This window comes from Streptomyces sp. NPDC052101, assembly GCF_040680235.1.
In the GTDB taxonomy this organism is placed as follows: Bacteria; Actinomycetota; Actinomycetes; order Streptomycetales; family Streptomycetaceae; genus Streptomyces.
Window position 1 is genome coordinate 77,771 of sequence record NZ_JBFAWH010000023.1, and the last position, 22,870, is coordinate 100,640.

At 71.7% G+C, this 22,870-nt stretch carries 20 protein-coding genes, 2 tRNA genes, 2 pseudogenes and 1 riboswitch; of the genes and pseudogenes, 15 read left to right on the forward strand and 9 right to left on the reverse strand.

Features of this window, described 5'->3' with window-relative positions:
* The 6 genes and pseudogenes from AB0L75_RS32070 to AB0L75_RS32095 form a co-directional block, all read left to right on the forward strand.
* Nucleotides 1-278 (forward strand): annotated as a pseudogene (locus AB0L75_RS32070) (RNA helicase); the annotation flags it as partial.
* 109 nt (nucleotides 279-387) lie between these two features.
* Entirely contained in the window at nucleotides 388-1,902 is a 1,515-nt protein-coding gene (locus AB0L75_RS32075; protein WP_365188021.1) for an amino acid permease, read from the forward strand.
* Between the two features lie 110 nt (nucleotides 1,903-2,012).
* Nucleotides 2,013-2,085, forward strand: a tRNA-Lys gene (locus tag AB0L75_RS32080).
* Between the two features lie 252 nt (nucleotides 2,086-2,337).
* Nucleotides 2,338-3,957, forward strand: a complete 1,620-nt coding sequence (locus tag AB0L75_RS32085; RefSeq protein WP_365188023.1) for a histidine kinase — start codon at nucleotides 2,338-2,340, stop codon at nucleotides 3,955-3,957.
* Nucleotides 3,948-4,622: a response regulator transcription factor gene (locus tag AB0L75_RS32090; protein ID WP_365188026.1), complete on the forward strand. Its 675-nt coding sequence runs from the start codon at nucleotides 3,948-3,950 to the stop codon at nucleotides 4,620-4,622. The genes AB0L75_RS32085 and AB0L75_RS32090 overlap by 10 nt, the downstream gene beginning before the upstream one ends.
* On the forward strand, nucleotides 4,619-5,824 hold the full coding sequence (locus tag AB0L75_RS32095) for an acetylhydrolase (protein ID WP_365188028.1): 1,206 nt from the start codon (nucleotides 4,619-4,621) through the stop codon (nucleotides 5,822-5,824). The genes AB0L75_RS32090 and AB0L75_RS32095 overlap by 4 nt, the downstream gene beginning before the upstream one ends.
* Nucleotides 5,825-5,861: 37 nt before the next feature.
* Here the strand turns inward: AB0L75_RS32095 and AB0L75_RS32100 are convergent, their stop codons facing one another.
* Nucleotides 5,862-6,881, reverse strand: coding sequence for a Rieske 2Fe-2S domain-containing protein (locus AB0L75_RS32100; protein ID WP_365188031.1), 1,020 nt, complete (start codon nucleotides 6,879-6,881; stop codon nucleotides 5,862-5,864).
* Between the two features lie 143 nt (nucleotides 6,882-7,024).
* Between AB0L75_RS32100 and AB0L75_RS32105 the strand changes: the two genes are divergently transcribed.
* Nucleotides 7,025-8,560: an NAD(P)/FAD-dependent oxidoreductase gene (locus AB0L75_RS32105; RefSeq protein ID WP_365188033.1), complete on the forward strand. Its 1,536-nt coding sequence runs from the start codon at nucleotides 7,025-7,027 to the stop codon at nucleotides 8,558-8,560.
* A 555-nt stretch (nucleotides 8,561-9,115) separates the two neighbouring features.
* On the opposite strand, the gene AB0L75_RS32110 is transcribed toward AB0L75_RS32105, so the two are convergent.
* Nucleotides 9,116-9,748, reverse strand: coding sequence for a DUF2637 domain-containing protein (locus AB0L75_RS32110; RefSeq protein WP_365188035.1), 633 nt, complete (start codon nucleotides 9,746-9,748; stop codon nucleotides 9,116-9,118).
* A gap of 338 nt (nucleotides 9,749-10,086) precedes the next feature.
* Nucleotides 10,087-10,671: an XRE family transcriptional regulator gene (locus tag AB0L75_RS32115; RefSeq protein ID WP_365188037.1), complete on the reverse strand. Its 585-nt coding sequence runs from the start codon at nucleotides 10,669-10,671 to the stop codon at nucleotides 10,087-10,089.
* Between the two features lie 116 nt (nucleotides 10,672-10,787).
* Here AB0L75_RS32115 and AB0L75_RS32120 point away from each other — a divergent pair, with 116 nt between their 5' ends.
* From AB0L75_RS32120 to AB0L75_RS32135, 4 genes and pseudogenes are all read left to right on the forward strand, one after another.
* A complete protein-coding gene (locus tag AB0L75_RS32120; protein ID WP_365188038.1) occupies nucleotides 10,788-11,624 on the forward strand; it encodes an EamA family transporter in 837 nt (278 codons plus the stop codon).
* 19 nt (nucleotides 11,625-11,643) lie between these two features.
* Nucleotides 11,644-12,350, forward strand: a pseudogene (locus AB0L75_RS32125) (phenylalanine--tRNA ligase beta subunit-related protein).
* Between the two features lie 204 nt (nucleotides 12,351-12,554).
* Nucleotides 12,555-13,151 carry a TetR/AcrR family transcriptional regulator gene (locus tag AB0L75_RS32130; RefSeq protein ID WP_365188103.1) on the forward strand — a complete coding sequence of 199 codons (597 nt, stop codon included), beginning with the start codon at nucleotides 12,555-12,557 and terminating at the stop codon, nucleotides 13,149-13,151.
* 102 nt (nucleotides 13,152-13,253) lie between these two features.
* On the forward strand, nucleotides 13,254-13,469 hold the full coding sequence (locus AB0L75_RS32135; RefSeq protein WP_365188041.1) for a hypothetical protein: 216 nt from the start codon (nucleotides 13,254-13,256) through the stop codon (nucleotides 13,467-13,469).
* Here the strand turns inward: AB0L75_RS32135 and AB0L75_RS32140 are convergent.
* Nucleotides 13,453-14,175 carry a TetR/AcrR family transcriptional regulator gene (locus AB0L75_RS32140; protein ID WP_365188043.1) on the reverse strand — a complete coding sequence of 241 codons (723 nt, stop codon included), beginning with the start codon at nucleotides 14,173-14,175 and terminating at the stop codon, nucleotides 13,453-13,455. The genes AB0L75_RS32135 and AB0L75_RS32140 overlap by 17 nt on opposite strands.
* 129 nt (nucleotides 14,176-14,304) lie before the next feature.
* Here AB0L75_RS32140 and AB0L75_RS32145 point away from each other — a divergent pair, with 129 nt between their 5' ends.
* Together AB0L75_RS32145 and AB0L75_RS32150 are read left to right on the forward strand one after the other, a co-directional pair.
* Nucleotides 14,305-14,934, forward strand: coding sequence for an NAD(P)H-dependent oxidoreductase (locus tag AB0L75_RS32145; protein ID WP_365188046.1), 630 nt, complete (start codon nucleotides 14,305-14,307; stop codon nucleotides 14,932-14,934).
* Nucleotides 14,935-14,950: 16 nt separating this feature from the next.
* Nucleotides 14,951-16,381 carry a DHA2 family efflux MFS transporter permease subunit gene (locus AB0L75_RS32150; protein ID WP_365188049.1) on the forward strand — a complete coding sequence of 477 codons (1,431 nt, stop codon included), beginning with the start codon at nucleotides 14,951-14,953 and terminating at the stop codon, nucleotides 16,379-16,381.
* A 38-nt stretch (nucleotides 16,382-16,419) separates the two neighbouring features.
* Here the strand turns inward: AB0L75_RS32150 and ribA are convergent, their stop codons facing one another.
* On the reverse strand, nucleotides 16,420-17,055 hold the full coding sequence (gene ribA / locus AB0L75_RS32155) for a GTP cyclohydrolase II (protein WP_365188050.1): 636 nt from the start codon (nucleotides 17,053-17,055) through the stop codon (nucleotides 16,420-16,422).
* A 132-nt stretch (nucleotides 17,056-17,187) separates the two neighbouring features.
* Nucleotides 17,188-17,700, reverse strand: coding sequence for a MarR family transcriptional regulator (locus tag AB0L75_RS32160; RefSeq protein ID WP_365188053.1), 513 nt, complete (start codon nucleotides 17,698-17,700; stop codon nucleotides 17,188-17,190).
* Nucleotides 17,701-17,770: 70 nt separating this feature from the next.
* Between AB0L75_RS32160 and AB0L75_RS32165 the strand changes: the two genes are divergently transcribed.
* On the forward strand, nucleotides 17,771-18,904 hold the full coding sequence (locus AB0L75_RS32165) for a dihydrofolate reductase family protein (protein ID WP_365188056.1): 1,134 nt from the start codon (nucleotides 17,771-17,773) through the stop codon (nucleotides 18,902-18,904).
* 73 nt (nucleotides 18,905-18,977) lie between these two features.
* Here AB0L75_RS32165 and AB0L75_RS32170 read toward each other — a convergent pair.
* A tRNA-Met gene (locus tag AB0L75_RS32170) sits at nucleotides 18,978-19,051 on the reverse strand.
* Nucleotides 19,052-19,357: 306 nt separating this feature from the next.
* Nucleotides 19,358-19,526, forward strand: a riboswitch (cyclic di-AMP (ydaO/yuaA leader).
* 7 nt (nucleotides 19,527-19,533) lie between these two features.
* On the opposite strand from AB0L75_RS32170, the gene AB0L75_RS32175 reads away from it, so the two are divergent.
* Nucleotides 19,534-20,553 carry a M23 family metallopeptidase gene (locus tag AB0L75_RS32175; RefSeq protein ID WP_365188059.1) on the forward strand — a complete coding sequence of 340 codons (1,020 nt, stop codon included), beginning with the start codon at nucleotides 19,534-19,536 and terminating at the stop codon, nucleotides 20,551-20,553.
* Nucleotides 20,554-20,619: 66 nt separating this feature from the next.
* On the opposite strand, the gene AB0L75_RS32180 is transcribed toward AB0L75_RS32175, so the two are convergent.
* Nucleotides 20,620-21,978: a PrsW family intramembrane metalloprotease gene (locus AB0L75_RS32180; protein WP_365188062.1), complete on the reverse strand. Its 1,359-nt coding sequence runs from the start codon at nucleotides 21,976-21,978 to the stop codon at nucleotides 20,620-20,622.
* Between the two features lie 42 nt (nucleotides 21,979-22,020).
* Nucleotides 22,021-22,869, reverse strand: coding sequence for a tRNA (guanosine(46)-N7)-methyltransferase TrmB (gene trmB / locus AB0L75_RS32185; RefSeq protein ID WP_365188065.1), 849 nt, complete (start codon nucleotides 22,867-22,869; stop codon nucleotides 22,021-22,023).
* Nucleotide 22,870 lies beyond the last annotated feature (1 nt).

The window sequence follows — 22,870 nt, forward strand, 5'->3', positions numbered from 1 at the left end:
GTGACCGCGGCGACCGCCGCCCGTTCGACCGTGACCGCAACGACCGCGGTGGCCGTTCCTTCGAGCGCCGTGACGACCGTGGCGGCTTCCGCCGGGACGAGCGCGGCGGGCACCGCGGCAGCGACCGCCCGTTCAACCGCGACCGCCGCGACGACCGTCCCGGCTTCCGCTCCGGCGGCCACGAGCGCCCCTTCGGCCGCCGTGACGACCACCGCGGCAACGGCAACGGCTCCTTCGGCCGCCGCGACGACAAGCCGCGCTGGAAGCGCAACGGCTGACGCCGAGTGACCCACTGAGAAGGGCCCGTACGACGATCGATGTCGTACGGGCCCTTTTTGGCCACTGGGTGACGCATGTCACGCCCCCCTACAGGGAATTGCTGGGGGCATGACAGATGACGCGAGAACGGGCGAGGCGCACGGACTGTCCGACGAGGAACGGCTCGCCCAGCTCGGCTACACCCAGGTCCTCGCCCGCCGGATGTCGGCGTTCTCGAACTACGCCGTCTCCTTCACGATCATCTCGGTACTGTCCGGCTGTCTCACGCTGTACCTCTTCGGCATGACCACCGGCGGGCCCGCGGTGATCACCTGGGGCTGGGTGGCGGTGGGCCTGCTGACGCTGTTCGTCGGCCTGTCGATGGCCGAGATCTGCTCGGCGTACCCGACCTCGGCCGGCCTGTACTTCTGGGCCCACCGCCTCGCCCCGCCCCGCTCGGCGGCGGCCTGGGCCTGGTTCACCGGCTGGTTCAACGTGCTGGGCCAGGTCGCGGTGACCGCCGGCATCGACTTCGGCGCGGCCTCCTTCCTGGGCGCCTGGCTGAACCTCCAGTTCGACTTCGAGGTGACTCCGGGCCGCACGGTGCTGCTGTTCGCCGCGATCCTGCTGCTCCACGGCCTCCTCAACACCTTCGGCGTGCGTATCGTCGCCTTCCTGAACAGTGTGAGCGTGTGGTGGCACGTGCTGGGCGTGGCGGTGATCGTCGGCGCGCTCGCCTTCGTCCCCGACCACCACCAGTCGACGTCCTTCGTGTTCACGAAGTTCGTGAACACGACGGGCTGGGGCAGCGGCCCGTACGTCGTCCTCCTCGGCCTTCTGATGGCCCAGTACACCTTCACCGGCTACGACGCCTCCGCCCATATGACCGAGGAGACCCACGACGCGTCCACGGCGGGCCCGAAGGGCATCGTCCGCTCGATCTGGACGTCCTGGATCGCGGGCTTCGTCCTGCTGCTGGGCTTCACGTTCGCCATCCAGTCGTACGACAAGGAACTCGCGTCCCCGACGGGCGCGCCCCCGGCCCAGATCCTCCTGGACGCGCTCGGCGCGACGAGCGGCAAGCTCCTCCTCCTGGTGGTGATCGGCGCACAGCTCTTCTGCGGTATGGCCTCGGTGACCGCCAACAGCCGTATGATCTACGCCTTTTCGCGTGACGGCGCGCTGCCCTTGTCCCGCGTCTGGCACACGGTCAGCCCGCGCACCCGTACGCCCGTGGCGGCGGTCTGGCTGGCCACGCTGGCCGCCCTGGCCCTCGGCCTCCCCTACCTGATCAACTCGACGGCGTACGCGGCGGTGACCTCGATCGCCGTCATCGGCCTCTACATCGCGTATGTCATCCCGACCTTCCTGCGGGTCCGCAAGGGCACCGCTTTCGAACGCGGGCCGTGGCACCTGGGCCGCTGGTCGGTCCCGGTCGGGGTGGTCTCGGTGGCCTGGGTCGTGCTGATCACGATCCTCTTCATGCTCCCGCAGGTCTCTCCGGTCACCTGGAAGACCTTCAACTACGCCCCGGTCGCCGTCCTCGCCGTCCTCGGCTTCGCGACGGCCTGGTGGCTGGCCTCGGCCCGCCACTGGTTCCTCGGCGGGGAGCGGACCTCGGTCCCGGAACCGGTCCAAAACTGAACATCCCGCCCGCACCTCCCCTCCCGAACTCCCCATGACGCGGCCGGGTCACCGATACCCGATCGGAGACACGGCCGCGTCCGGCTATGCTCGGACAGGCAACATCGCCTGGGCCCTTAGCTCAATTGGCAGAGCAGTGGACTTTTAATCCATTGGTTGTGGGTTCGAGTCCCACAGGGCCTACGGGTTGCAGGCGGGGGTTAACCCCTCTGGCCTGCTACGCAGCGCTCGGGTCGGCTTCGGTCGGCTCGGGCGCTGCTTCGTTTTCGGGTAGGCCGAGCCCGGTGTCCGGCCAGGGTAGGTGTTTGCCTACCCCCGAAGTAGGTCTCGGCCCATGGCGCTTGCCGGACCCCTCGCAGCAGCATGATCTCCAGGCCGCAGCGCGTGGCCGGGAAGACGAGACGGGGGGCGGATATGTGGCCGTTTCCGGTGGGCGTGACGCCCTGGCCGCAGGGTGTGATCGCGGCGTTGACCGCGGTCTGCGCCGTGCTGGCCTTCAGGGCGGAGCAGGCGCGGGACCTGCCGGCGCGTACCGCGCGACCGGTCGGGCGGATCGGCTGGCCGGTCGTGGCGGGGCTGATGGGTACGGCGGCGTACGGCAGTGTGTGGGCCCTGCTGCGCGCCCTGCACAACCCCGCCCAGACGACCGGCTACGCGGTCACCCTGCCGGATCTGGAACCCGTCGGCCTGCTCCCGGCGGCGCTGCTGATGGCGGGCCTGCTGGCCACCGCGCTGCTCACGTCGGCGCGCGTGCCCGGGCGGTGGGTACTGCCCTTGGTGGCGGCGGTGACGGGCGAACTGCTGGAATGGACGTACTGGCTCACGCATTCCGCTGCCTACGCCGGCCGGACACCGCTGAACGTTCTGGTGGGCAGTGTGAGCGTCCCGGTGCTCGCCGCCTTCGCCGGGGTGGGTCTGGTCCGGACGGCGAAGGGCAGGCCCGAGCGTCTGGCCGGTGCCGACGCGTCGAGGTCCGCACACTGGGCCCTGCTGCTGCCCTCCGTCGTGGTGATGACCGGTGACCTGCTGGGACTCGATCTGTGGCAGGTGGCGTCGCCGGGCGCCGGGATCGGACCGGCGGTGGCGGGTTACCTGGTGGGGCTGGCGCTGCTGGCGGCTGTCGTGGTCGGGCCGGCGCGGTGGCCGAGGGCGGCGGGGGACCTGGCGGTCCTGGGACTGGCGGGGATCGGGGCGTACGACGTTCTCCAGAGCGGATTCGGGCAATACCTGGTGGTGGTGCAGAAGTTCGGCTCTCCGCGCGGGCCGGCGCCGTCCCTGCGTCCCGAAGGGCTCGCTCACCACGCGTCGGTCCTCGGCGGCATCCAGGGGGCGGTGCTGCTGGCCCTCGGGCTCTGGCTGCTGCCGCGTACCGTGCTGCCGGATGCCAGGCGGCTGCTCGGGCGGGAGCCGGATCCGGCGCTGACCCGGCGGGTGCGGGAGCTGACCGAGACACGGGCCGAGGCGGTCAGCTCCGCGGCCGCGGAGCTGCGCAGGATCGAGCGGGACCTGCACGACGGCGCGCAGGGACGGCTGGTCGCCATCGGGATGAACCTCAGGACCGCCGAGGGGATGATCCACAGCAGTCCGCACGAGGCCGCCGCGCTGGTCGTGGAGGCCCGTGTCGCCTCGGCGGCGGCGCTGGACGAACTGCGCGGCCTGGTCCGGGGGATGTACCCGCCGATGCTGGCCGACCGGGGTCTGGGGGAGGCGGTGCGGGCGCTGGCACTGGACCTGCCCCTGCCCTGTGAGACCGAGATCGATCTGCCCGGGCGGCTCGACGCTCCGCTGGAGTTGGCCTGCTACTTCGCCGTCGCCGAGGTGGTCACCAACGCCGTCCGGCACGCCTCGGCGCGTGGCCTCCAGATCCGGATGGCCCGGACGGGCGGGCTGCTGCGCGTCGAGGTGGTCGACGACGGGGTGGGCGGCGCGGATCCCGCCCGGGGCACCGGGCTGGCCGGGGTGGAACGACGGCTCGCGGCCTTCGACGGCGTCCTGGCGGTCAGCAGCCCGCCCGGGGGGCCGACGATCGTGGCCATGGAGGTGCCGTGCGCGTAGTCGTCGCGGAGGATCTCTTCCTGCTCCGGGAGGGGCTGGTCCGGCTCCTCAAGGCGCGCGGGTTCGAGATCGTGGCGGCCACCGACAGCGCGCCGGGCCTGCTCGGCGCACTGCTGGAGTTCCGGCCGGACCTCGCGATCGTGGACATCAGGCTGCCGCCCACGCACACCGATGACGGGCTCCGTGCGGCACTCGCCGCCCGGGAGCGGATCCCCGGGCTGCCGATCCTGCTGCTCTCGCAGTACGTCGAGCAGATCTACGCGCAGGAGCTGCTCGCCGACCAGGCCGGAGGGGTCGGCTATCTGCTCAAGGAGCGGGTGTTCAGCGACGACCAGTTCGTCGACGTGATCCGTACGGTCGCCGCGGGCGGCACGGTCATGGACCCCGAAGTGGTCACCAAGCTGCTCGGCCGCCGCAGCCGTGGCGCCCGCGAACCCCTCTTGAGGCTCACGGAGCGGGAACGCCAGGTGCTTGAGCTGATGGCCGAGGGACGCTCCAACAGCGCGATCGCGCACCGGCTCTTCATCAGTGAGAAGGCCGTGTCCAAGCACAGCACCAGCATCTTCACCAAGCTGGAGCTGGCCCCCTCCGACGACGACAACCGCCGCGTGCTGGCTGTGCTCGCCTACCTCATGTCCGTACAGAACCCCGGGGAGAGTCCGTGACAACCACGCCGTTCACCAGCCGCAAGGCAATGACGCGCCGTCGCATGCTGGGGGCCGCGCTGGCGGCCGGGGCCGCCGTGCCGCTCGCAGCCCCGCGCCCCGCGTGGGCGTCGGCTGCCCCGGCCCCGGGCCCGGCGCGGCTCGCCCTGCCGCTGCCCACCGGACCGCATCCGGTGGGCACGGTGTCGCTGCACCTCGTCGACGGTTCACGTCCGGATCCCGTGGCGGGCCCCGGGCATCACCGCGAGCTGATGGCCGCCGTCTGGTACCCCGCCCGGGACGTCGAGTGGTATCCGCGGGCGCCCTGGATGCCCTCCGCCGCTCTGCGGGCACTCCTCACGTCCGCCGGGTTCCCGGCCGACGCCGCGGCGGCGCCGCTCACGGCCGGCCACGAAGGCGCCCCGGTGCGGCGAACGGGCCGGCGGCTGCCCGTCGTCGTGTACTCGCACGGCGCGCACAGCCACCGCGGCGACCACACCATCGTGGTTCAGGAACTCGCCAGCCACGGATACGTGGTGCTCACGGTGGACCACACGTACGACGCTTTCACCGAGTTCCCCGACGGCCGGGTCCTCGCCCCGCTCATGGACCCGGAGCACCCGATGGGGCCGGCGGCCTTCGCCGCGGACATCCGGTTCGTCCTCGACCTTGTCGAGGAACTCGCCGCCGGGCGCAACCCCGACGCCGACCGCCGGCCGCTGCCGACCGGCCTGCTCGGCTCCCTCGACCTGGACCGCATCGGCATGTTCGGCTGGTCGAAAGGAGGAACGGCGACCGCCCGCCTCATGCCGGCGGACCAGCGCGTGCGGGCCGGGCTGAGCCTCGACGGCCCGATGCAGCCGACGATCACCACCGACCTGGACCGGCCGTTCATGATGATGACCGCCCAGTTCACCCGCGCCCAGGATCCCGATGCCGCCGAGTTCTGGTCGCACCTGCGGGGATGGCGGCTCGACATCCAGGCCGACGGCGCGGTCCACCAGTCGTACGGTGACAACCAGACGCTGATCCCGCAGCTGGCGAAGGCGGTCGGGATGAGCGACGAGGAGCTGCGGGGCTGGATCGGCACCCTCGACCCCGCCCGTGCGGTACGGATCCAGCAGGCGTACCCGCTCGCCTTCTTCGACCTGCATCTACGGCAGCGGGGGCAGCTGCTCGACGGCCCGTGCCCGGCCTTCCCGGAGGTGAGGTTCATTCCATGAACGGCCGGTGCCACGGGATCGCGGGTGCCCGGGGCGGTCACGGGGTCGGATAGAACTGGCGGACCCAGTGCCGGTAGAGGCCGATGGCCTCGTCGCCGACGGTGAGGCGGGGGCGCGGCTCGTGACGCTTGGCGTTCCAGATCGGGATGTCGTCCCGGACCTTGCCGACCGCGAGTCGCAGCATCGTCCGCGCGAGGGCGCGGTGCAGGGGGCGGCGCAGCGAGGATCGTGCCGCGGTGCGCGCGGGGCGCATGTCCGCGCAGGCGGCGGCGAGGTGCAGACGGGTCCGCGCGGGCGCGGTGGGGGTGTGCAGAGCCCACAGATAGACGACGACACCGAGGAGCGGCAGGGGCTGCTCGATGCGCAGACAGCCCAGCCCCGCCATGAGGAACGAGTGGTCGACCTGGAACCTCGTCAGCGGGCCGGGCCCGGCGGGCCCGAGTCTGAGCCGGGTGCGCAGGTAGGGGCCCTCGGCCTGGGGCGGGTCGAGTTCCTTGAGCGTCACCTGGTGCACCACCGGAAGGTGCCGGTAGTCGAGGGAGTTCTCGGCGAGTTCCTGCGCGGGTGCGTGGATCTCAGTGCCCCAGGAGGCTGTCGCGCGGACCTCCGGGGGAGCGGTCTCGGGGGCGTCCCATGCGGGCGGCTTGCCGTCGGGCGCGTACCAGCCGAAGACGAAGCCGTTGCGTTCACGGATCGTGTGGTGCTCCACGTGCGCTCGCGGGGGCCGGCCGTCGGGCGTGCTGACGCAGGTGCCGTCGGGGGCGAAGGCGAAGTGGTGGAAGGGGCACACCAGGTTCTGGCCCTCGACGGTGCCTCCGGCGCCGAAGTGGGCGCCGAGGTGCGGGCAGTAGGGACGTACCGCGTAGGGGCGGCCGTCGGCGGTGCGGTAGAGGACCACGTCCTCGTCCGCCAGCCGTCGGGTCAGCACCCGGCCGGGAGTCAGCTCACGGGCGAGCGCCAGGAAGAACCAGCCGCTCGGATACGGCGGTTGCCGCTCCGGATCGCCGCCCGGGCGGTGCCGGTCGCGCGCCTGAGGCAGATCGTTCCCCACAGCCATGGGTGGAGCCAACCATGGGGAAAAGGGCTGATGCACCCTTTGTTGGGAAAGATCACTCATCCGAGTTGTGATCCCGTTGTCGCTCTTGCTGCGGTATAGCTGAATCGCCACCCTCGGTGAGGCAGCCGAGGAGGGCGATGCAAGTGACCAACGATGCCGTCGGCCGTGGGCACGACACGACGACGGACGTCCTCGTCATCGGGGCCGGCCTGTCCGGTGTGGCCGCCGTGATCGCCCTGCGCCGCGCGGGCATCGACGACGTCGTCGTACTGGAGAAGTCGGCGGACACGGGCGGCACGTGGCGCGACAACACCTACCCCGGCTGCGGCTGCGACGTCCCCGCCATGCTCTACGAGTACTCGTTCGCCCCCCACACCTGGGGCCGGTGCTTCGCCTCCGGGGCGGAGATCCTGGACTATCTGCGCACCACGGCCTCGGCCCACGGGGTCGACAAGCTGGTCGACCACGGTGTGGAGGTGCTGGGCGCGCGGTGGGACCCGGATGCGCACCGCTGGACCCTGCGGACCAGCTCGGGCATCCGCACCGCCCGGGTCGTCGTCATGGCCACCGGTGCCTGGCACCGCCCCCGCTACCCGGACCTCCCCGGCCTGGACGCCTTCCCTGGTCCCGTCTTCCACTCCGCCCGCTGGGACCACGACGCCGAACTGACCGGCCGCCGCGTCGCCGTGGTGGGCGCCGGTGCCTCCACCGTGCAGTTCCTGCCCGAAATCCAGCGCAGGGCCGCCCGCATCGATGTCTTCCAGGGCACCGCGCAGTGGGTCATGCCCAAGCCCGACTACGCCCTGCCCCCGGCCCTCCACCGCTTCCTGGGCCGTCACCCGGCGGCGCGCCGCGCTCTGCGCGGCCAGCACCACTGGACCCAGGAGGCCATCGGCCTCGTCCTGCGCCACCCCCGGCTGCTGCCGGCCCTGGAGGCCGTGGCCCGGCTCCACCTGCGCACGTCCGTTCCCGATCCCGAGCTGCGGCGGGCCCTGACGCCCCGCTACCGCTTCGGGGGCCGGCGGATCATCACCTCCAGCACCTACTACCCGGCCCTCACCCGGCCCAACGTCCAGCTGCACCCCACCCGCGCCGCCGCGGTGGAGGGCCGGCACATCGTCGGCGCCGACGGCACCCGCGTGCAGGCCGACGTCGTCGTCCTCGCCACGGGATTCCATGTCGGCGATCCGCCGTTCGCCCACCACCTGCACGGCGTCGACGGTACGGCCCTGGCCCGGACCTGGGCGCACGACCGTCCCGCCTACCTCGGCACCAGCGTCAGCGGCTACCCCAACCTCTTCCTGCTCACCGGGCCGAACCTGTTCTCCGGCACCACCGCGGTCCCCACCGTCGTGGAAGCCCAACTCCAGTACATCACCAGCGCTTTGACGCACCTCCGCGCCTCCGGCCACACGGCGTTCGACGTCCGGCCCGAGGCCCAGGAGGCCCACCACACCGCCGTACAGGCGGCGTTGCGCGACACGGCCTACAACGCCGCGGGCCCCTCCGGCTACTACTTCGGGCTCCCCGGCGTGAACACCTTCTGCTGGCCCTGGTCCACCGACCGGCTCGTCAAGCGCCTCCACGCCTTCACGCCCGAGTCCTACACATGGTCGACGGTGCCCCGGGTCCCGGGGCAGCGCAGCGTGGACGCAAGGCCGTCGTCCCTGCCGAACTGAAGGTCTTCAGCACCCATGGGTCTGTGAACAGATCGACGAGGACAGCGGGTTGGCCGCTGTCCTCGTCGAGGTGGACGGCACCGGGGCCCGTCCGTGTGACGGACGGGGACAGGCCGCGGCCTCCACGACCGACGGCCTGTCCTCGTTCAAGAAGATGTCACCAGCAGAGCGTGCTAATCGTGTGGGTATCGCACACGTAGCCGGGGCCCTCCCCGGCGGAAGCGGCGGGGGCCGCAAACGCTGTGAGCATCGCGGCGATGAAGAGAGCGGAGATGTATCGCATGGTGAACGGTCCTTTCTGGGGGGCCTCCAGCAAGACGCGCGTCTTGCTGGAATGCGTCCAGGCTTGCGTAGACGTTCACGGTCCGCATGTCGAGCAACGCGGTCGGTAGTCGAGACATGGCCGCCGAGGCCCTTCCGCACCCCGTCTGAGCTGGTGACATGGGCGTTCGGGGTAGTTCGATCTCCAGGGCCGGACATGCTCCGACAAGGTGGTTCCGGGCGCCGGAGCGGGGCCCGGAACCATGCCGTACGTCCCGACGGCGAACGCAGGCCCTACGTCTTGGAGTTCCGCCGCGTGTGCGCGGCATGCCGGGGCTTTGCCACCTTGGACGAGACCTGGCCGACGATCTCCCAGAAACACACCAGGGCGGTGATCGGCGGAATTCCGAAGATGATCAGTGAAAGCAGTGAATGTGATGAATGGCTGACGCACAGGGCGACCGCCATGGCGGAGGCGCCCAGCACCACACCCCAGGAGCGTCGTGCGCTGCGATTCTGGACGGTGGCCCGAAGAATGGACAGGGCCGCCACAAGCCACGGCCCGTACACCGTCAGCGGCCACCACTGGGCCAGTCTCGCCGGCAGCACGGAGGACGCGGTGGCGCGGAGCTGGGCATAGGAGTAAGAGAAGGACCAGCCCAACATGCAGACCGCGCACACCGAGATGGTCGCGATCAGGATCGTGACGTGAGTGCCCCGGCTGTTGTCGTGCGAGCGGGATTCCGCACGGAGTCGCTGTCGGGTTCTCCGGTGGCTGGACCGCTCGTGTGCCGGCGGACTCGGCTCGGGTTCCGCGGCGGATGCCGCGGACAGCATCTGGGCCAGCTCTTCGACCGGATCCCACTGCATCTCGATCGTGCTGAACTCAGTGTCACTGAAGATGTCTTCGTTGTGAGTCCTGTCCATCGGGTAAGTCCTATAGCCCCACCATCGCCTGCAGGTACTCGCTTTCCAGCTGGGTCATTCTTCTCAGGAAGTCGTCGAGAAGATCTGAACATCCGTCAATGAACACCTCACCCTCATCGCATTCTGCCTTAAATGTGATGGTCGAGCGAAGCTTCCCGGTGGTGAGTACCTCAGTCCGTGTCACGACCGCCTAACGAGTCCCTCCGGGGGATCGGATGTCGGGCATTCGGGTGTTTTCGTTGCCCGAAAGCAGTATCCGGAGGGGCCGATCGCAGCAATCGGCGAAAATGCGAATAGGCATGAAATTGCATTCCGTGAATATAGAGGAAATGCAGAGGTCAGTCGGCCCTCGCGGGGCCGGGCGGCAGATGGACCGTCATGATCAGATGACAGGTCCCGGTGCCCGCGCCGCGGTAGGCGTGCGGGGCATCGCCGTCGAACGTGGCGGTCTGGCCGGCCTCCAGCGGGTGCTCGGCGCCGTCGACGACCAGGGTCATCCGGCCGGCGGTGACACTGACGGTCTCCACCACCCCGGCCTGGTGGGGGTGGCTCGGGTATTCCTCGTCCGGCTCCAGGCGCCAGCGCCAGACCTCGACCGGCGCCGGGCCCGAGGTCGTCAGCATGAGCCGGGCCTCGCTGCCCCGCTCTCCGGTCCACAGGGGTGCCACGGTGTCGGCGGCCACCACGCGGACGCGGCCTTCGGACGGGCCCTGCATCAGGGCGGACACCGAGATGCCGAGGGTGTCGGCCAACCGGACGAGCGTGGCCAGGTTGGGATTGCCCTGGGCCTTCTCCAGCCCCACCAGGGCACCCTTGCTGACCTGGGCGCGCCGGCTGAGTTCGTCCAGCGACAGGCCCGCGCGGATCCGGGCCGCCCGGACGTTGTGCGCGACCGTCCGCAGGGTGGCGGCTGTCTCGGCCACCTGATCACCATCCTCGCGTCTTGATCAATGGAATGTACTGCCCGGTCGTTTGGTTGACACGTGACGGTCGTTCCGTTGTACGGTGTGGTCGTTCTGCTAATCGTAAGGGAAATGCCGTGATCGCTCTGCTGCTGGCCCTGGGCAGCTCGCTCGCGTACGGGTGCGCCGACTTCCTCGGCGGTCTCGGCGCCCGCAAGGCCCATGTGCTGCGGACCGTGCTGGTCGCGGCCCCGGCCAGTCTCGCGGTCGAGCTGCTGCTGTGGCCGCTGCTCGGTGCCTCGTTCGACGCCGGCGCGCTCGCCTGGGGCGCCGCCTCCGGAGTCGCCTCGGCCGCCGCGTTCGCCCTGCTCTACCGCACCCTGGCGATCGGCCCGATGAACGTGCTGTCGCCCGTGACCGCGCTGGTCTCCGCCGCGCTGCCGGTCGCGGTCGGGCTGCTGCAGGGCGAGCACCTGACCGCCGCCGGGCTGGCCGGGCTGCCGCTCGCGCTGGCGGCGGTGGTGCTGGTCAGCGCCGGACACGGCGCGGGCTCGGCCCGCCCGTCCCGTACGGCGCTGCTGCTGGCCTTCGGCGCGGGCGGCGCCATCGCCCTTCAGCTGGTCTTCCTGCACCAGGCGCCGGCCGGCAGCGGAGTTGCCCCGCTGATCGTCGGCCGGGCCGTCTCCTCGGCCGTGACCCTGGCCGCGGCCGGGCTGATGCGCCGCGGGCTGGGCTCCGAACGGCCCGCGTACGCGATGTCGGCGGCCGCCGGCGTCCTGGACTCCGTGGCGAACCTGCTGTTCCTGCTCGCGGCCCGCGGTGGGGACCTCACCGTCGTCGCCGTGATCACCGCGCTCTATCCGGCCGGCACGGTGCTGCTCGCCCGCGGCGTGCTCGCCGAGCGCATCCACCGCAGCCAGCTCGTCGGCCTGGGCACCGCCGCCGTAGCCGTCAGCCTGCTGGCCCTGACCTGAGGAAACGGATACCCGCCCCATGCTCGCCTTCCGGCTCGCCCCCGCCGTCGCCGACGCCTTCCCCGACACCCTCATCGCCCTGGTCACCGCCGACGGCCTGCGCGGTCGGGAATCCTGGCCGGACACGGCCACCGCCCTGGAGGAACTGGAGCGGCGGCTCGCGGACGGCACCTGGCGGCCCGCCGACGAGACCGACCCCCGCATCGAGGCCTGGCACACCGCCTACCGCTCCTTCGGCACCAACCCCCGCCGCGTCCGCCCGAGCGTCGACGCGCTCGGCCGCCGCCTCGCCAAGAAGGGCACCCTGCCGCGCATCAACCCGGCCGTCGACTCCTACAACGCCGTCTCCGTCCGGCACGGCCTGCCCGCCGGCGCCTTCGACCTGGACCGGGTCGACGGCGACGTCGACATCCGGTACGCGGACGGCACCGAGTCCTTCACCCCGCTCGGCGCACCCGACACCGTCGAGACCCCCGGGCCCGGCGAGATCATCTACGCCGATGCCACCGGCGTCCTGACCCGCCACTGGAACCACCGCGACGCCCACCGCACCCGCGTCACCGAGGGCTCCACCCGCGTCGCTTCGTCCTCGAAACCCTCCACGCCACCCGGGACGGCGATCTCCTCAAGGCCGCGGCCGAGGAGCTGCGGGGCCTCCTCGCCCCGCACGCCGAACGCACCGCCGTGCACCGCCTCGGCCCGGAACAGCCCCGGGCGGCGGTCTGATCCGACCACCGCGCCGCGCGCACCGTCTCCCGGTCACGCCCCCTTCACGCCCCTTCACGCCCTTTCACTCCTCTTCGTTGAACAAAACGTACGATCGGTCGTATATCGTCCGGCCGGTATGGCACGATGGCCGGGATGGAAAGCGAACGACGTGGTCCGGAGCGCGGCGCGGGGCGAGGGGTCCTGGGTGCGGAGGGGCCCGAGGTGACCGATCTGCGGCTGGTGCGCGGTGCACGCGCCCGGCAGCGGGTCGCCCGGCACGCCGTGGACATCGCCTCGCTGGAAGGGCTCGACGGGCTCAGCATCGGCCGGCTGGCAGCTGACCTCGGGCTGAGCAAGAGCGGTGTCCAGACGCTGTTCGGGACCAAGGAGAATCTGCAGCTGGCCGCCGCCGAGTGCGCGCACCGGGAGTTCGAGCAGGCCGTCGTGCGGCCCGCGCGGTCCCTGCCCGCGGGCTCCGCCCGGCTGCGGGCGCTGACCGAGCACTGGATCTCGTACGCGCAGACGCCCCTGTTCGCCGGCGGCTGCTTCTGGGCCGCCAACCTTCCCGCCTACGACAGCCGTCCCGGCGCGGTCCGCGACGCCCTGCTTGCCCATCGCGAGGCATGGCTGGAACTGATCGCCGAACAGCTGCGGCGGGCCGTCGGCGCCGATGATCTCGCCGCGCTGGACGTGGAGTTGGCCGCGTTCCAGCTGGACGCCGTCTGCACCGCGGCCAACATCGCCATGCGGCTCGGTGAGGACGGCGCCGCCAGGAAGGTGCGCCGGGTGGTGGAGGGGTTCCTGCGGGGAGCGCGGTGATCCGTGCCGCGCGCGGGGCCACCGGGTTCCGCGAAGCGCGGGGCGTGCCGCTGCCGCAGACCGAACTCGCGTCCTTCCGCCGGGCCCGCCACACGGCGGCGCGTGGCCGGGTCCGGGGTCCGGGCGCTGGCCACCGGCCCGCACGCCACCTTCGACGCCGTCGGCATGGCTGGTACGGCCGTCCTGGCCCACCGCCGTCTGCCGGTCGTCGCCTTCGGCGGCGCCGCACCCCGACCTGGCGCTCCCGTAAGGGAGTTCGTCCCCCGCTACTGGCGACCGCGGACCCTGGGCGAGCTGATGTTCAACTGGTGGGACTGACGCGGCCGGTGGCACCGGGGTCCGCACGGCCGTAGGCCCGCAGGAACGCCGCGACGCCGCCCCTGATCAGCCGGTCCGTCTCCGCCGGTGGGAGGGGATGGACGCCGTAGTTGGTGAACTGGACGATCGTGTGGCTGGTCAGGGCCATGAAATGGGCGGCGGCCATCGCCGCGTCACCGTGCACGTCGAGCAGACCGGCGTCCGCGAGGCCGGTCATGGCCTCGGCGACGGCCCGGCCGACAGGTCCCGGACCGGCCTCGTACCAGGCCTTGAGCACCTCCGGCGGCACATGGTCGGCCTCGGCGTGGATGTGCCGGACGAGGGCGAAGTGGTTCGGGTAGTCGGCCATGAGGCCGACGAACGCGCGGGCCAGGGCGACCAGATCGCGTTCCAGGTCCTCGGGGCGCGGCGGCCGCTCCGGGTCCAGCACGGCGCGCAGCCGGGCCAGTTGGGCATCACGGACCTCGGTGGACGTCCAGTTCACCACCGTCTGGAAGAGCTGTGCCTTGCCGCCGGGGAAGTGGTTGTAGAGCGTGCGCGTGGAGACGCCTGCCTCGGCGGCCAGGGCGTCGACCGAGGCGCGCGCATAGCCCTCGCGGCCGAAGAGCGTGCAGGACGCGCTCGCGATCGCCATCTGCTTCGCCAGCTTGCGCGGTGAGACCTCGCGTTGCGCCTGTGCCCGCCGGGACTCGTTCGTTTCGCCCACACCTGCCTCCTCGTGGCCAGTCACTCTACCCGACCTACAACGGGCGTTGTATTTTTTACAACGACCGTTGTACCTTGCTGTGCGGAAGGCCGCGACGGGCGGCCGACCGCCATGAGAAGGGGGACACCCGTGTCTGTCACCAGCAACGAAGCCGTGCCCGCGGCCGGAGACGAAGCGCCGCTGCGCGTCGCCGTCCTCGTCGGCAGCGTCCGGGAGGGCCGCCAGGGCCGGGCCGTCACCGACTGGTTCTTCGGCGCGGCCGCCGGCGAGACCGGCCTCGCTCTCGACGTCATCGACCTCGCCGAGATCGACCTCCCGCTGGTGCTGCCCGGCTTCGGCGGTACGGCGAGCCCCGCGGCTGTCGCCGCGCTGCGGGACGTCTCGCCGCGGCTCGCCGCCGCCGACGCGTTCGTCGTCGTCACGCCCGAGTACAACCACAGCTTCCCGGCGCCCCTGAAGAACTTCATCGACTGGCACCACGCCCAGTGGCAGGCCAAGCCGGTCGGCTTCGTCTCCTACGGCGGCCTCGGCGGCGGCCTGCGCGCGGTGGAGCAGCTCCGGCTGGTCTTCGCCGAACTGCACGCCACGACCGTGCGCGACTCGGTCAGCCTGCACGGCCCCTGGTCCGGCCTCGGCGAGGACGGCACCCCGCGGGACGCGGCCGTGTGCGCCGGCGCCGTCAAGGGCATGCTCGGTCAACTCACCTGGTGGGGAAGGGCGTTGCGATCCGCCCGGGCCGAGCGCCCGTACGCGGGCTGAGGGCGGGTGGGGGGAGATGCGTACGCCCGCGTCCGCCGCGGCACCGGCCCGGCCGGGACCGAACCCGGCGAAGCAGTCCACGGCCCTGCACCGCACCTTGGCCGTGACCGTCATCGGCTCCGTGATGGCGGTGCTCGACATGACGATCGTCAACGTCGCGATGCGCCGGCTCTCGCAGTCCTTCGGCGCCTCGCTGGAGACCATCCAGTGGACCGCCACCGCGTACACGCTCGCGCTGGCCGCCGTCATCCCGACCGCCGCCTGGGCCATGGCCCGGCTCGGCGCCAAGCGCACCTATCTGACCGCGCTCGTCCTGTTCACCCTCGGCTCGCTGCTCGCCGCGTGCGCCTGGGACGCGGGCAGCCTCATCGCCTTCCGGGCGGTGCAGGGGCTCGGCGGCGGGCTGCTGCAGCCGGTCGGCATGACGATGGTGATGGGCGCCGCCGACCGCAGCCGGCTCGGCCGCGCGATGGCCGTGGGCGGGCTGCCCATCCTGATCGGGCCGGTGGCCGGGCCGGTGCTCGGCGGCTGGCTGGTCGACGCCGCGTCCTGGCACTGGATCTTCCTGGTCAACGTGCCCGTCGGCGCCCTGGCCCTGACGCTCGGACTGCGGCTGCTGCCGCCGGACGCGCAGAAGGCCGGGACCGGGCGGAGTGCCGCCCGCCTGGACCTGCCCGGCCTGCTGATGCTCTCGCCCGGCCTCGCCCTGCTCCTGTACGGCCTGGCCCGCGGCGGCGAGCGCGGGGACTTCACCGCACCCGGCGCCCTCCTGCCGACGCTCGCCGGCGCGGCCCTCGCGGCGGCCTTCGTACGCCGGGCGCTCACCGCGTCCGCGCCCCTGCTGGACCTGCGGCTGCTGCGCGACCGCACCTTTGCCGCCGGCGCCGGCACGCTCGCCCTGTTCACCTGCGGCTATTTCGGCGCGATGCTGCTCGGCCCGCTGTACTGGCAGCAGGAGCGCGGACTGAGCGCCACGGCGACCGGGCTGCTGGGTGCGCCGACCGGTCTGGTCGCCGGTACGGCCATGCAGATCGCGGCGCGCCGGATCGACAAGGTGGCACCGCGCCGGCTGATCCCGGCCGGGATCGTGCTGGCCGCCCTCGGGATGGCGCTGCTGGCCTGGCAGACCGGGGTGCCCGGGGTCGCGCCCTGGCGGATGGTCGCGTCGGCGATGGTGATGGGCATCGGCACCGCCATGGTGCTGATGCCGACGATGACCACCGCGAGCCGGGGACTGCCCGCCGACCGGCTGGCCGCGGCGAGCACCGCGCTGAGCATCAACTCCCAGCTGGGCGCGTCCGTCGGCACGGCCGTGCTGTCGGTGGTGCTGGGTTCGGCGGGCATGGCCCCGGCCGGTTTCCGGACCGCGTACACCGTCGCGGCGGCCCTGCTGGCCCTGGCGGCACTGCCGGCCCTGCGGCTGCCGGGCCGCCGGGACCCCGGCTGACCGCCAGCCGCCGTCCCGCCGTCCCGCGGTCCGCTCCGTCAGCCCGCGTTCAGTTCCGTGAGTTCGGCCAGCGGCAGGGTGTGGCGGGTCTGCAGGACCTTCGCGCGCAGGTAGCGGACGTTGTGGGCCGTGGTGAAGACACCGGTCGGCACCCGGTCCCGTACGACGGCACCCAGCGTGCGCAACTGCTCGGCCTTGTCGGGGTTGTTGGAGAGCAGGTCCAGCTCCTCGATGCCGAGGGCGGCGAGCATCTGCGCGGCGGCCGTGTAGTCGCGGGCGTCCTCCGGCAGGCCGAGCGCGGCGTTCGCCTCGTAGGTGTCGAGGCCCTGGTCCTGGAGGGCGTACGCGTCGAGCTTGTTGTAGAGGCCGATGCCGCGGCCCTCCTGGCGGAGGTAGAGCAGAACGCCCCCGCGGTCGGCGATGCGCTCGACCGCCTCGCGCAGCTGGGGACCGCAGTCGCAGCGGGCCGAGCCGAAGACATCGCCGGTCAGGCACTCGGAGTGCAGGCGCACCAGGGGGACCGGGCCGGGGTCGCCGAGGACGACGGCGATGTGCTCCTGGCCGTCGGTCAGACCGTGGAAGGTGACGAGGTCGGCGTCGACGCTGTAGCCGTCGTGGAAGCGCAGCGGTACCCGGACGCGGGCACGCGGCGTGGCGGCGGGGGTGTCGGGCATGCGGATCCCTCCGGGAGCGGGCAGCTGTTTCAGATTTGAATCAGCGGTTCGAAGGGGACCCTACCCCATGCTTCAAACTTAAAGCAATTGTTTTCCGGGTGCGGGATGTGACCCAGGAGCGGAGAGCGTGGCTCAGGAGCAGGACGACCGGCGCCGCCAGGGCACGTCGTCCGCCGCCCCGGCCTCGGCGTCATCGCCCTGCAGCCCGCGCGCGACCCCCGTGAAGATCTCCTCCAGCTGCCGCACCTGCTCCGGGGTGAGCCGGTCGAACAACGTGGCGCGCACGGTCTCGACATGCCCGGGCGCCGTACGCTCCAGTACGGCCATCCCCTCGTCCGTCAGTACGGCGATACTGCTGCGCTTGTCCCAGCGGCAGTCCTCCCGGCGCACCAGCCCGTCGCGCTCCAGGCGGGTCACCGCATAGGTCAGCCGACTGCGCGTGATCTTCAGCGTCTCGGCGAGATCGGTCATGCGCAGCCGTCGGTCGGGCGCGTCGGAGAGGTTGGCCAGCACGGAGTAGAACAGGTGCGGCATGCCGGCGTCCTGCTGGAGCTGTCGGTCGATCGCGTCCTCCAGGAGGTGCGTCGCGGCGAGGTACGCGCGCCAGGCGCGCTGCTCCTCGGGGGTGAGCCAGCGGGTCGTCATGCTGCCAGTGTAGGTTTGTTTAAAACTTGAACCAAGAGTGACTTCTGAAACTCGCAGGGAGAGCGCGCCCATGTCGTATCCGTACGTGCTGCTGTCCGCCGCCGTCTCCCTCGACGGCCACCTGGACGACACCGGCCCCGACCGGCTGCTGCTGTCCAGCCCGGCCGACTTCGACCGGGTCGACGCGGTACGGGCCTCCGTCGACGCCATCCTGATCGGCGCCGGCACGATCCGCGCCGACAACCCGCGGCTGCTGGTCAACTCCGCCGAGCGCCGCGCGGCCCGGGTGCGGGAGGGCCGGCCGGAGTACCCGCTGAAGGTGACCGTCACCGCCACCGGCGACCTCGACCCCGGCGCCCGCTTCTGGCACACCGGCGGCGCCAAGCTCGTCTACACGACCGACCGGGGCGCCGAGCTGGCCGCCCGCCGCCTCGGCGGCGCCGCCGACATCGTCCCGCTCGGCCCCGGCCTCGACTGGCGGGCCCTGCTGTCCCACCTGCACGACGTGCGCGGCGTACGGCGGCTGATGGTCGAGGGCGGCGGCACGGTCCACACCCAGCTGCTGCAGCAGGGCCTCGCCGACGAGCTGCAGCTGGTCCTTGCCCCGCTGTTCGTCGGCGACCCGGCCGCGCCCCGCCTGTTCGGCCCGGGCACCTACCAGGCCGGCCGGCTGCGGCTGACCGAGACCCGCCGTATCGAGGACGTGGTCCTCATGCGCTACGAGCCCACGGCCCCCGGCACCGGCCCGCTCCCCACCGCCGCCGACCGGCACTGGCTGCGCACCGCCTGCGAACTCGCCGCGCTGTGCCCGCCCTCGCGGACGGCGTTCAGCGTCGGCGCGGTCGTGGTCGCCGCGGACGGCAGCGAGCTGGCGCGCGGCCACTCCCGGGAGGGCGAGGACCCCGTGGTCCACGCGGAGGAGGCGGCGCTCGCGAAGATCGACCCGGCGGATCCGCGGCTGGCCGCCGCCACCGTGTACAGCAGCCTGGAGCCGTGCGCCCGGCGGGCCTCCCGGCCGGCGCCGTGCTCCGAGCTGATCCTTGGGGCGGGGGTGCGGCGCGTGGTCACGGCGTGGCGGGAGCCGGACACGTTCGTGGACGCGGCCGACGGGACCGGGGTGCTGGCGAAGGGCGGTGTCGAGGTGGTCGTACTGCCGGAGTACGAGGAGCAGGCCAAGGCGCCGAACCGGCACCTGGTGGGTTGAGTCCACCCGGAACACGCTCAGGTCAAACACTCAGGGCCCGGAAACCATTGGTTTCCGGGCCCTGAGTCTTCAGTAGCGGGGACAGGATTTGAACCTGCGACCTCTGGGTTATGAGCCCAGCGAGCTACCGAGCTGCTCCACCCCGCGTCGTTGTGTCACCAGTGTACGTCATCCGTGGGGTGCGATGCACATCGGTTCAGAGTGGGCGGGAGTATCAAGATCATCGTTACCGGCCGTGACCGGACGAGCGCCCTCCGCATGACATCGAGTCACCATCAAAAGCGTCGACGCTCCTTAGTGGCAGTCAACTCGCCCGGTTTGCGCCACTCCTGGCCGGTAAGTCCGCGGCGGAAAACGTTAATGATCAAGACGAACGGCTTGGAAAGTGACTCTGAGGTCTATTAACGTTCGATAACGCAGCGCGGTCGTCCCAGCCGTCACAAGAGGCGGCTCCGTGCGCACGCGCCGAATCCCGCGAGGGAACCGGGGAACCACCACCTTGGGGTGAATCACGCGAATGCCGGTGTGAACTCGCAGAGTCCACGCCCGGTATACGCGCGTAGGAGACCTTCCTGCTCCGAACCCGTCAGCTAACCCGGTAGGCGGAGGAAGGAAAGGAGTGCGCCCGAGTGGCGTCCAACCATCCTGCCCCAGAAGCCCCGTTCATGCCCGCGGAGGCGGAGCCCGACACCTTCGGCTACGGCGGCTACCGCGCCGAGGAGGGCCCCTGGGAGGAGTGGAACCCCACCGAGGACTCCCTCGCCCCGGTCCGTGGCCGGCACCGCGTCGCCAAGCAGCGCGGCGGATTCGCGCGCAGCTCCACCGTCCTCGGCGTCGGTGTGATGGCCGCCGTCGGCGCGGGCGGCATGGCCAGCGCCAACACCGGCAAGCCGCCGGTCTCCATATCCCTGCCAGACTCGGTCGAGCATCTCTTCGGTACAGACTCCGCCGCCAAGCCGGAGGCCGCCACCGCGCTCAGCAGGGCCGGCATGGCCTCCGACAGCGCGGACAGCGGCAACGCCGGCGAGGCCCTGCGCAACCGGATCATGGCCCAGGCCGAGCAGCAGCAGAGCAAGGCCGAGAGCAAGGCCACCACCGCCGCGCTCGCCGCCACCGAGAAGGAGACCGCCGACGCGGCCGCCAAGGCGGAGCAGGCCGCCGCCGCCAAGGCCGCCGACGCCAAACAGCAGGCGGAGGCCGACGCCAAGAAGGCGGCCGAGGCCAAGCGACTGGCCGAGCTGGCCAAGCAGTACACACTGCCGGTCGTCTCGTACACGATCACCGGCACCTTCGGCCAGCCCGGCGCGATGTGGTCCTCCGGCTACCACACCGGCCTCGACTTCGCCGCCCCCACCGGCACCCTCATCAAGGCCGTCCACAGCGGCACGGTCACCGAGGCGGGCTGGGCCGGCGCCTACGGCTACCGCACCGTCCTGACCCTGGACGACGGCACCGAGCTGTGGTTCTGCCACCAGTCCTCGATCAACGTCTCGGTCGGCCAGAAGGTCTCCACCGGCGATGTCATCGGCCGGATCGGCGCCACCGGCAACGTCACCGGCCCGCACCTCCACCTGGAGGTCCACCCGAACGGCCAGGCCAGTGCCATCGACCCGGCGCCTTGGCTGCGGGACAAGGGCCTCACCCCCTGACCGTGACATCCGTGTGAACCCGGCGCCGGTGGCGGAACGAGATCATCCACCGCCGGCGCCGATCGTCTACGACCGATACGGGTTGTACGCGGAATACGGTGCCGTCGGATACCCGTACGCCGGCCCGGACGCCGAGGGCATCTGCGCCGCCGGATATCCGTACCCCGGCCATGCCATCGCCGCCGGCGCCGCGTACACCGGCCAAGCCGGCGCAGCCGCCCGCGCCGCGTACTCCAGGGCCGGCCGAGCCAGTTCCCTCCGCTTCCACAGCTCGTCCAGCAGCTCCCGCTCCCGTACGACGAAGTCGGCCCCGGCCTTCCCCTGGCGCCCCCGGTGCCGCAGAAACGCGAGCGAGGTGGCGTACGCCTCGTACTGCGCCACCGTCCGCGCCGCCGGCCGGCCATGGTGGTGCCGGGCGTAGTCACGGGCCGTCCGCCGCGCCCCCATCGACGCCAGCGCGAACGGCTCGGCCGGCCCCAGCCACCCGGCCAGCACATACGCCGGCAGTTCCTCCCGTACGGTCCGCAGCTCCCGCTGCCGCGTCCAGATCGCGAGCCAGGTCAGCAGGCCGAACGCGGGCACCATGAAGGCGCCGTAGACGGCGAAGAAACCGAACTCGCCGAAGGTGGAGGAGCCGTTCCAGAAGGCGTGCATGCTCATCGCGAGCAGCAGGCCGCAGACCGGCAGCAGCACCCGCCGGCCGCGCTGCCGCTCGGCGGAGAGCGCGGCGATGCCGAAGCCGAGACCGGTGAGGGTGGTGAACAGGGGGTGCGCGAACGGGGACATCACGATGCGCACGAAGAAGGTGGCGGCGGTGACGGAGGCGATGCCCCGGTCGCCGGTGAGCTGGTCGGTCCCGAAGGCCGTACCCAGATAGAGGATGTTCTCGGTGAACGCGAACCCGGTGGCGGTGATGCCCGCTATCACCACCCCGTCCACGATCCCGGTGAAGTCACGCCTGCGGAAGAGAAAGACGAGCAGGACGGAGGCGGCCTTGGCGGATTCCTCCACGACGGGCGCTATCACGGTGGCGCCGAGGGTGTTCGCGCCGGCCGGGTCGGCGGTGGCGGTGGCTATCCACTTGGTCGCGAAGCTGTTGGCGATGATGGCTATCAGCGCCGCCGCGCACGCGCCCCAGGCGAAGGCGAAGATCAGGTTCCGCCAGGGGCCCGGCTCCACCCGGTCCAGCCACCGGAAGGCGGCTATGAGCCACGGCACGGGCAGCATGGCCAGCAGGAGCCCGACGACGAACCCCTCGGTGCCGGTCTGCCGGCGCACCAGCGCAAGGATGACCAGACCGGACAGCGCCAGCAGCGTGATCAGTGCCCCGTACCGCACCCACCTGCGCTGCCACCAGTGCGGATGACGGAGAACAAGGCCGTCGGGGCCCGGGGGATACGTCGGAAACGGAGGACTGGTGGCCACGGCATCGACCCTAACGGTGACGGGACGAGGGGCTGGAGCGGTTTATCGGCCCTGGTGAGATTCGGGTGATCGGTCCTGGTGCGGTACGCGGCGGAACAGCAGATCGTTCACCACATGTCCCTTGTCCAGTCCCTGTCCCTCGAAACGGGTCAGCGGACGGAACTCGGGGCGCGGGGCGAAACAGCCGTCTTCCTGCGTGTTCTCGAAGTCGGGATGCGCGCCGAGCACCTCCAGCATCTGCTCGGCGTACGGCTCCCAGTCGGTCGCGCAGTGCACCAGCGCACCGGGCCTGAGCCGGGTCGCGGCGAGCGACAGGAACTCGGGCTGGATCAGCCGACGCTTGTGATGGCGCTTCTTGGGCCAGGGGTCCGGGAAGTACACGCGCAGCCCGTCGAGCGAGTCGGGGGTGAGCATCTCCCTGAGCAGGATGATCGCGTCGCCGTTCGCGACCCGGACGTTGGCCAGCCCGTTCTGGTCGGCAAGACCCAGCAGATTGCCCTGGCCCGGGGTGTGCACATCGACGGCGAGGACGTTGGTGTCCGGGTCGGCGGCCGCCATCTGCGCGGTGGCCTCGCCCATCCCGAACCCGATCTCCAGCACGACGGGCTTGTCGTTCCCGAACAGCTCGCCGAGGTCGATGACCCGCTGCCCGTCGATGTCGAGGCCCCACTTGGGCCACAGCCGCTGCAGGGCGTCCGCCTGCCCGGCGGTCACCCGGCTGCGCCGGGGCTGAAAACTCCGGATCCGCCGCTCGAAGTGCGACCCGGCGGGATCCGCCTTGGGCCCGTCCGGGAACCGCGGCTCCCCCTTGGCCCGGGTATGCCGGACGGACACGCCGGGGGTGTGGGGAACCGGCGAGGGGGCTTCTGGGGCGTTCAGCGAGTCAGACACA

Excerpts from the sequence above, each read along its gene's own strand:
- ribA (WP_365188050.1), bottom strand. The coding sequence starts at position 17,055 with ATGCCCGACACCCCCGCCGCCACGCCGCGTGCCCGCGTCCGGGTACCG.
- AB0L75_RS32160 (WP_365188053.1), bottom strand. The coding sequence starts at position 17,700 with ATGACGACCCGCTGGCTCACCCCCGAGGAGCAGCGCGCCTGGCGCGCG.
- AB0L75_RS32075 (WP_365188021.1), top strand. The coding sequence starts at position 388 with ATGACAGATGACGCGAGAACGGGCGAGGCGCACGGACTGTCCGACGAG.
- AB0L75_RS32100 (WP_365188031.1), bottom strand. The coding sequence starts at position 6,881 with ATGGCTGTGGGGAACGATCTGCCTCAGGCGCGCGACCGGCACCGCCCG.
- AB0L75_RS32110 (WP_365188035.1), bottom strand. The coding sequence starts at position 9,748 with ATGGACAGGACTCACAACGAAGACATCTTCAGTGACACTGAGTTCAGC.
- AB0L75_RS32150 (WP_365188049.1), top strand. The coding sequence starts at position 14,951 with ATGCGTACGCCCGCGTCCGCCGCGGCACCGGCCCGGCCGGGACCGAAC.
- AB0L75_RS32165 (WP_365188056.1), top strand. The coding sequence starts at position 17,771 with ATGTCGTATCCGTACGTGCTGCTGTCCGCCGCCGTCTCCCTCGACGGC.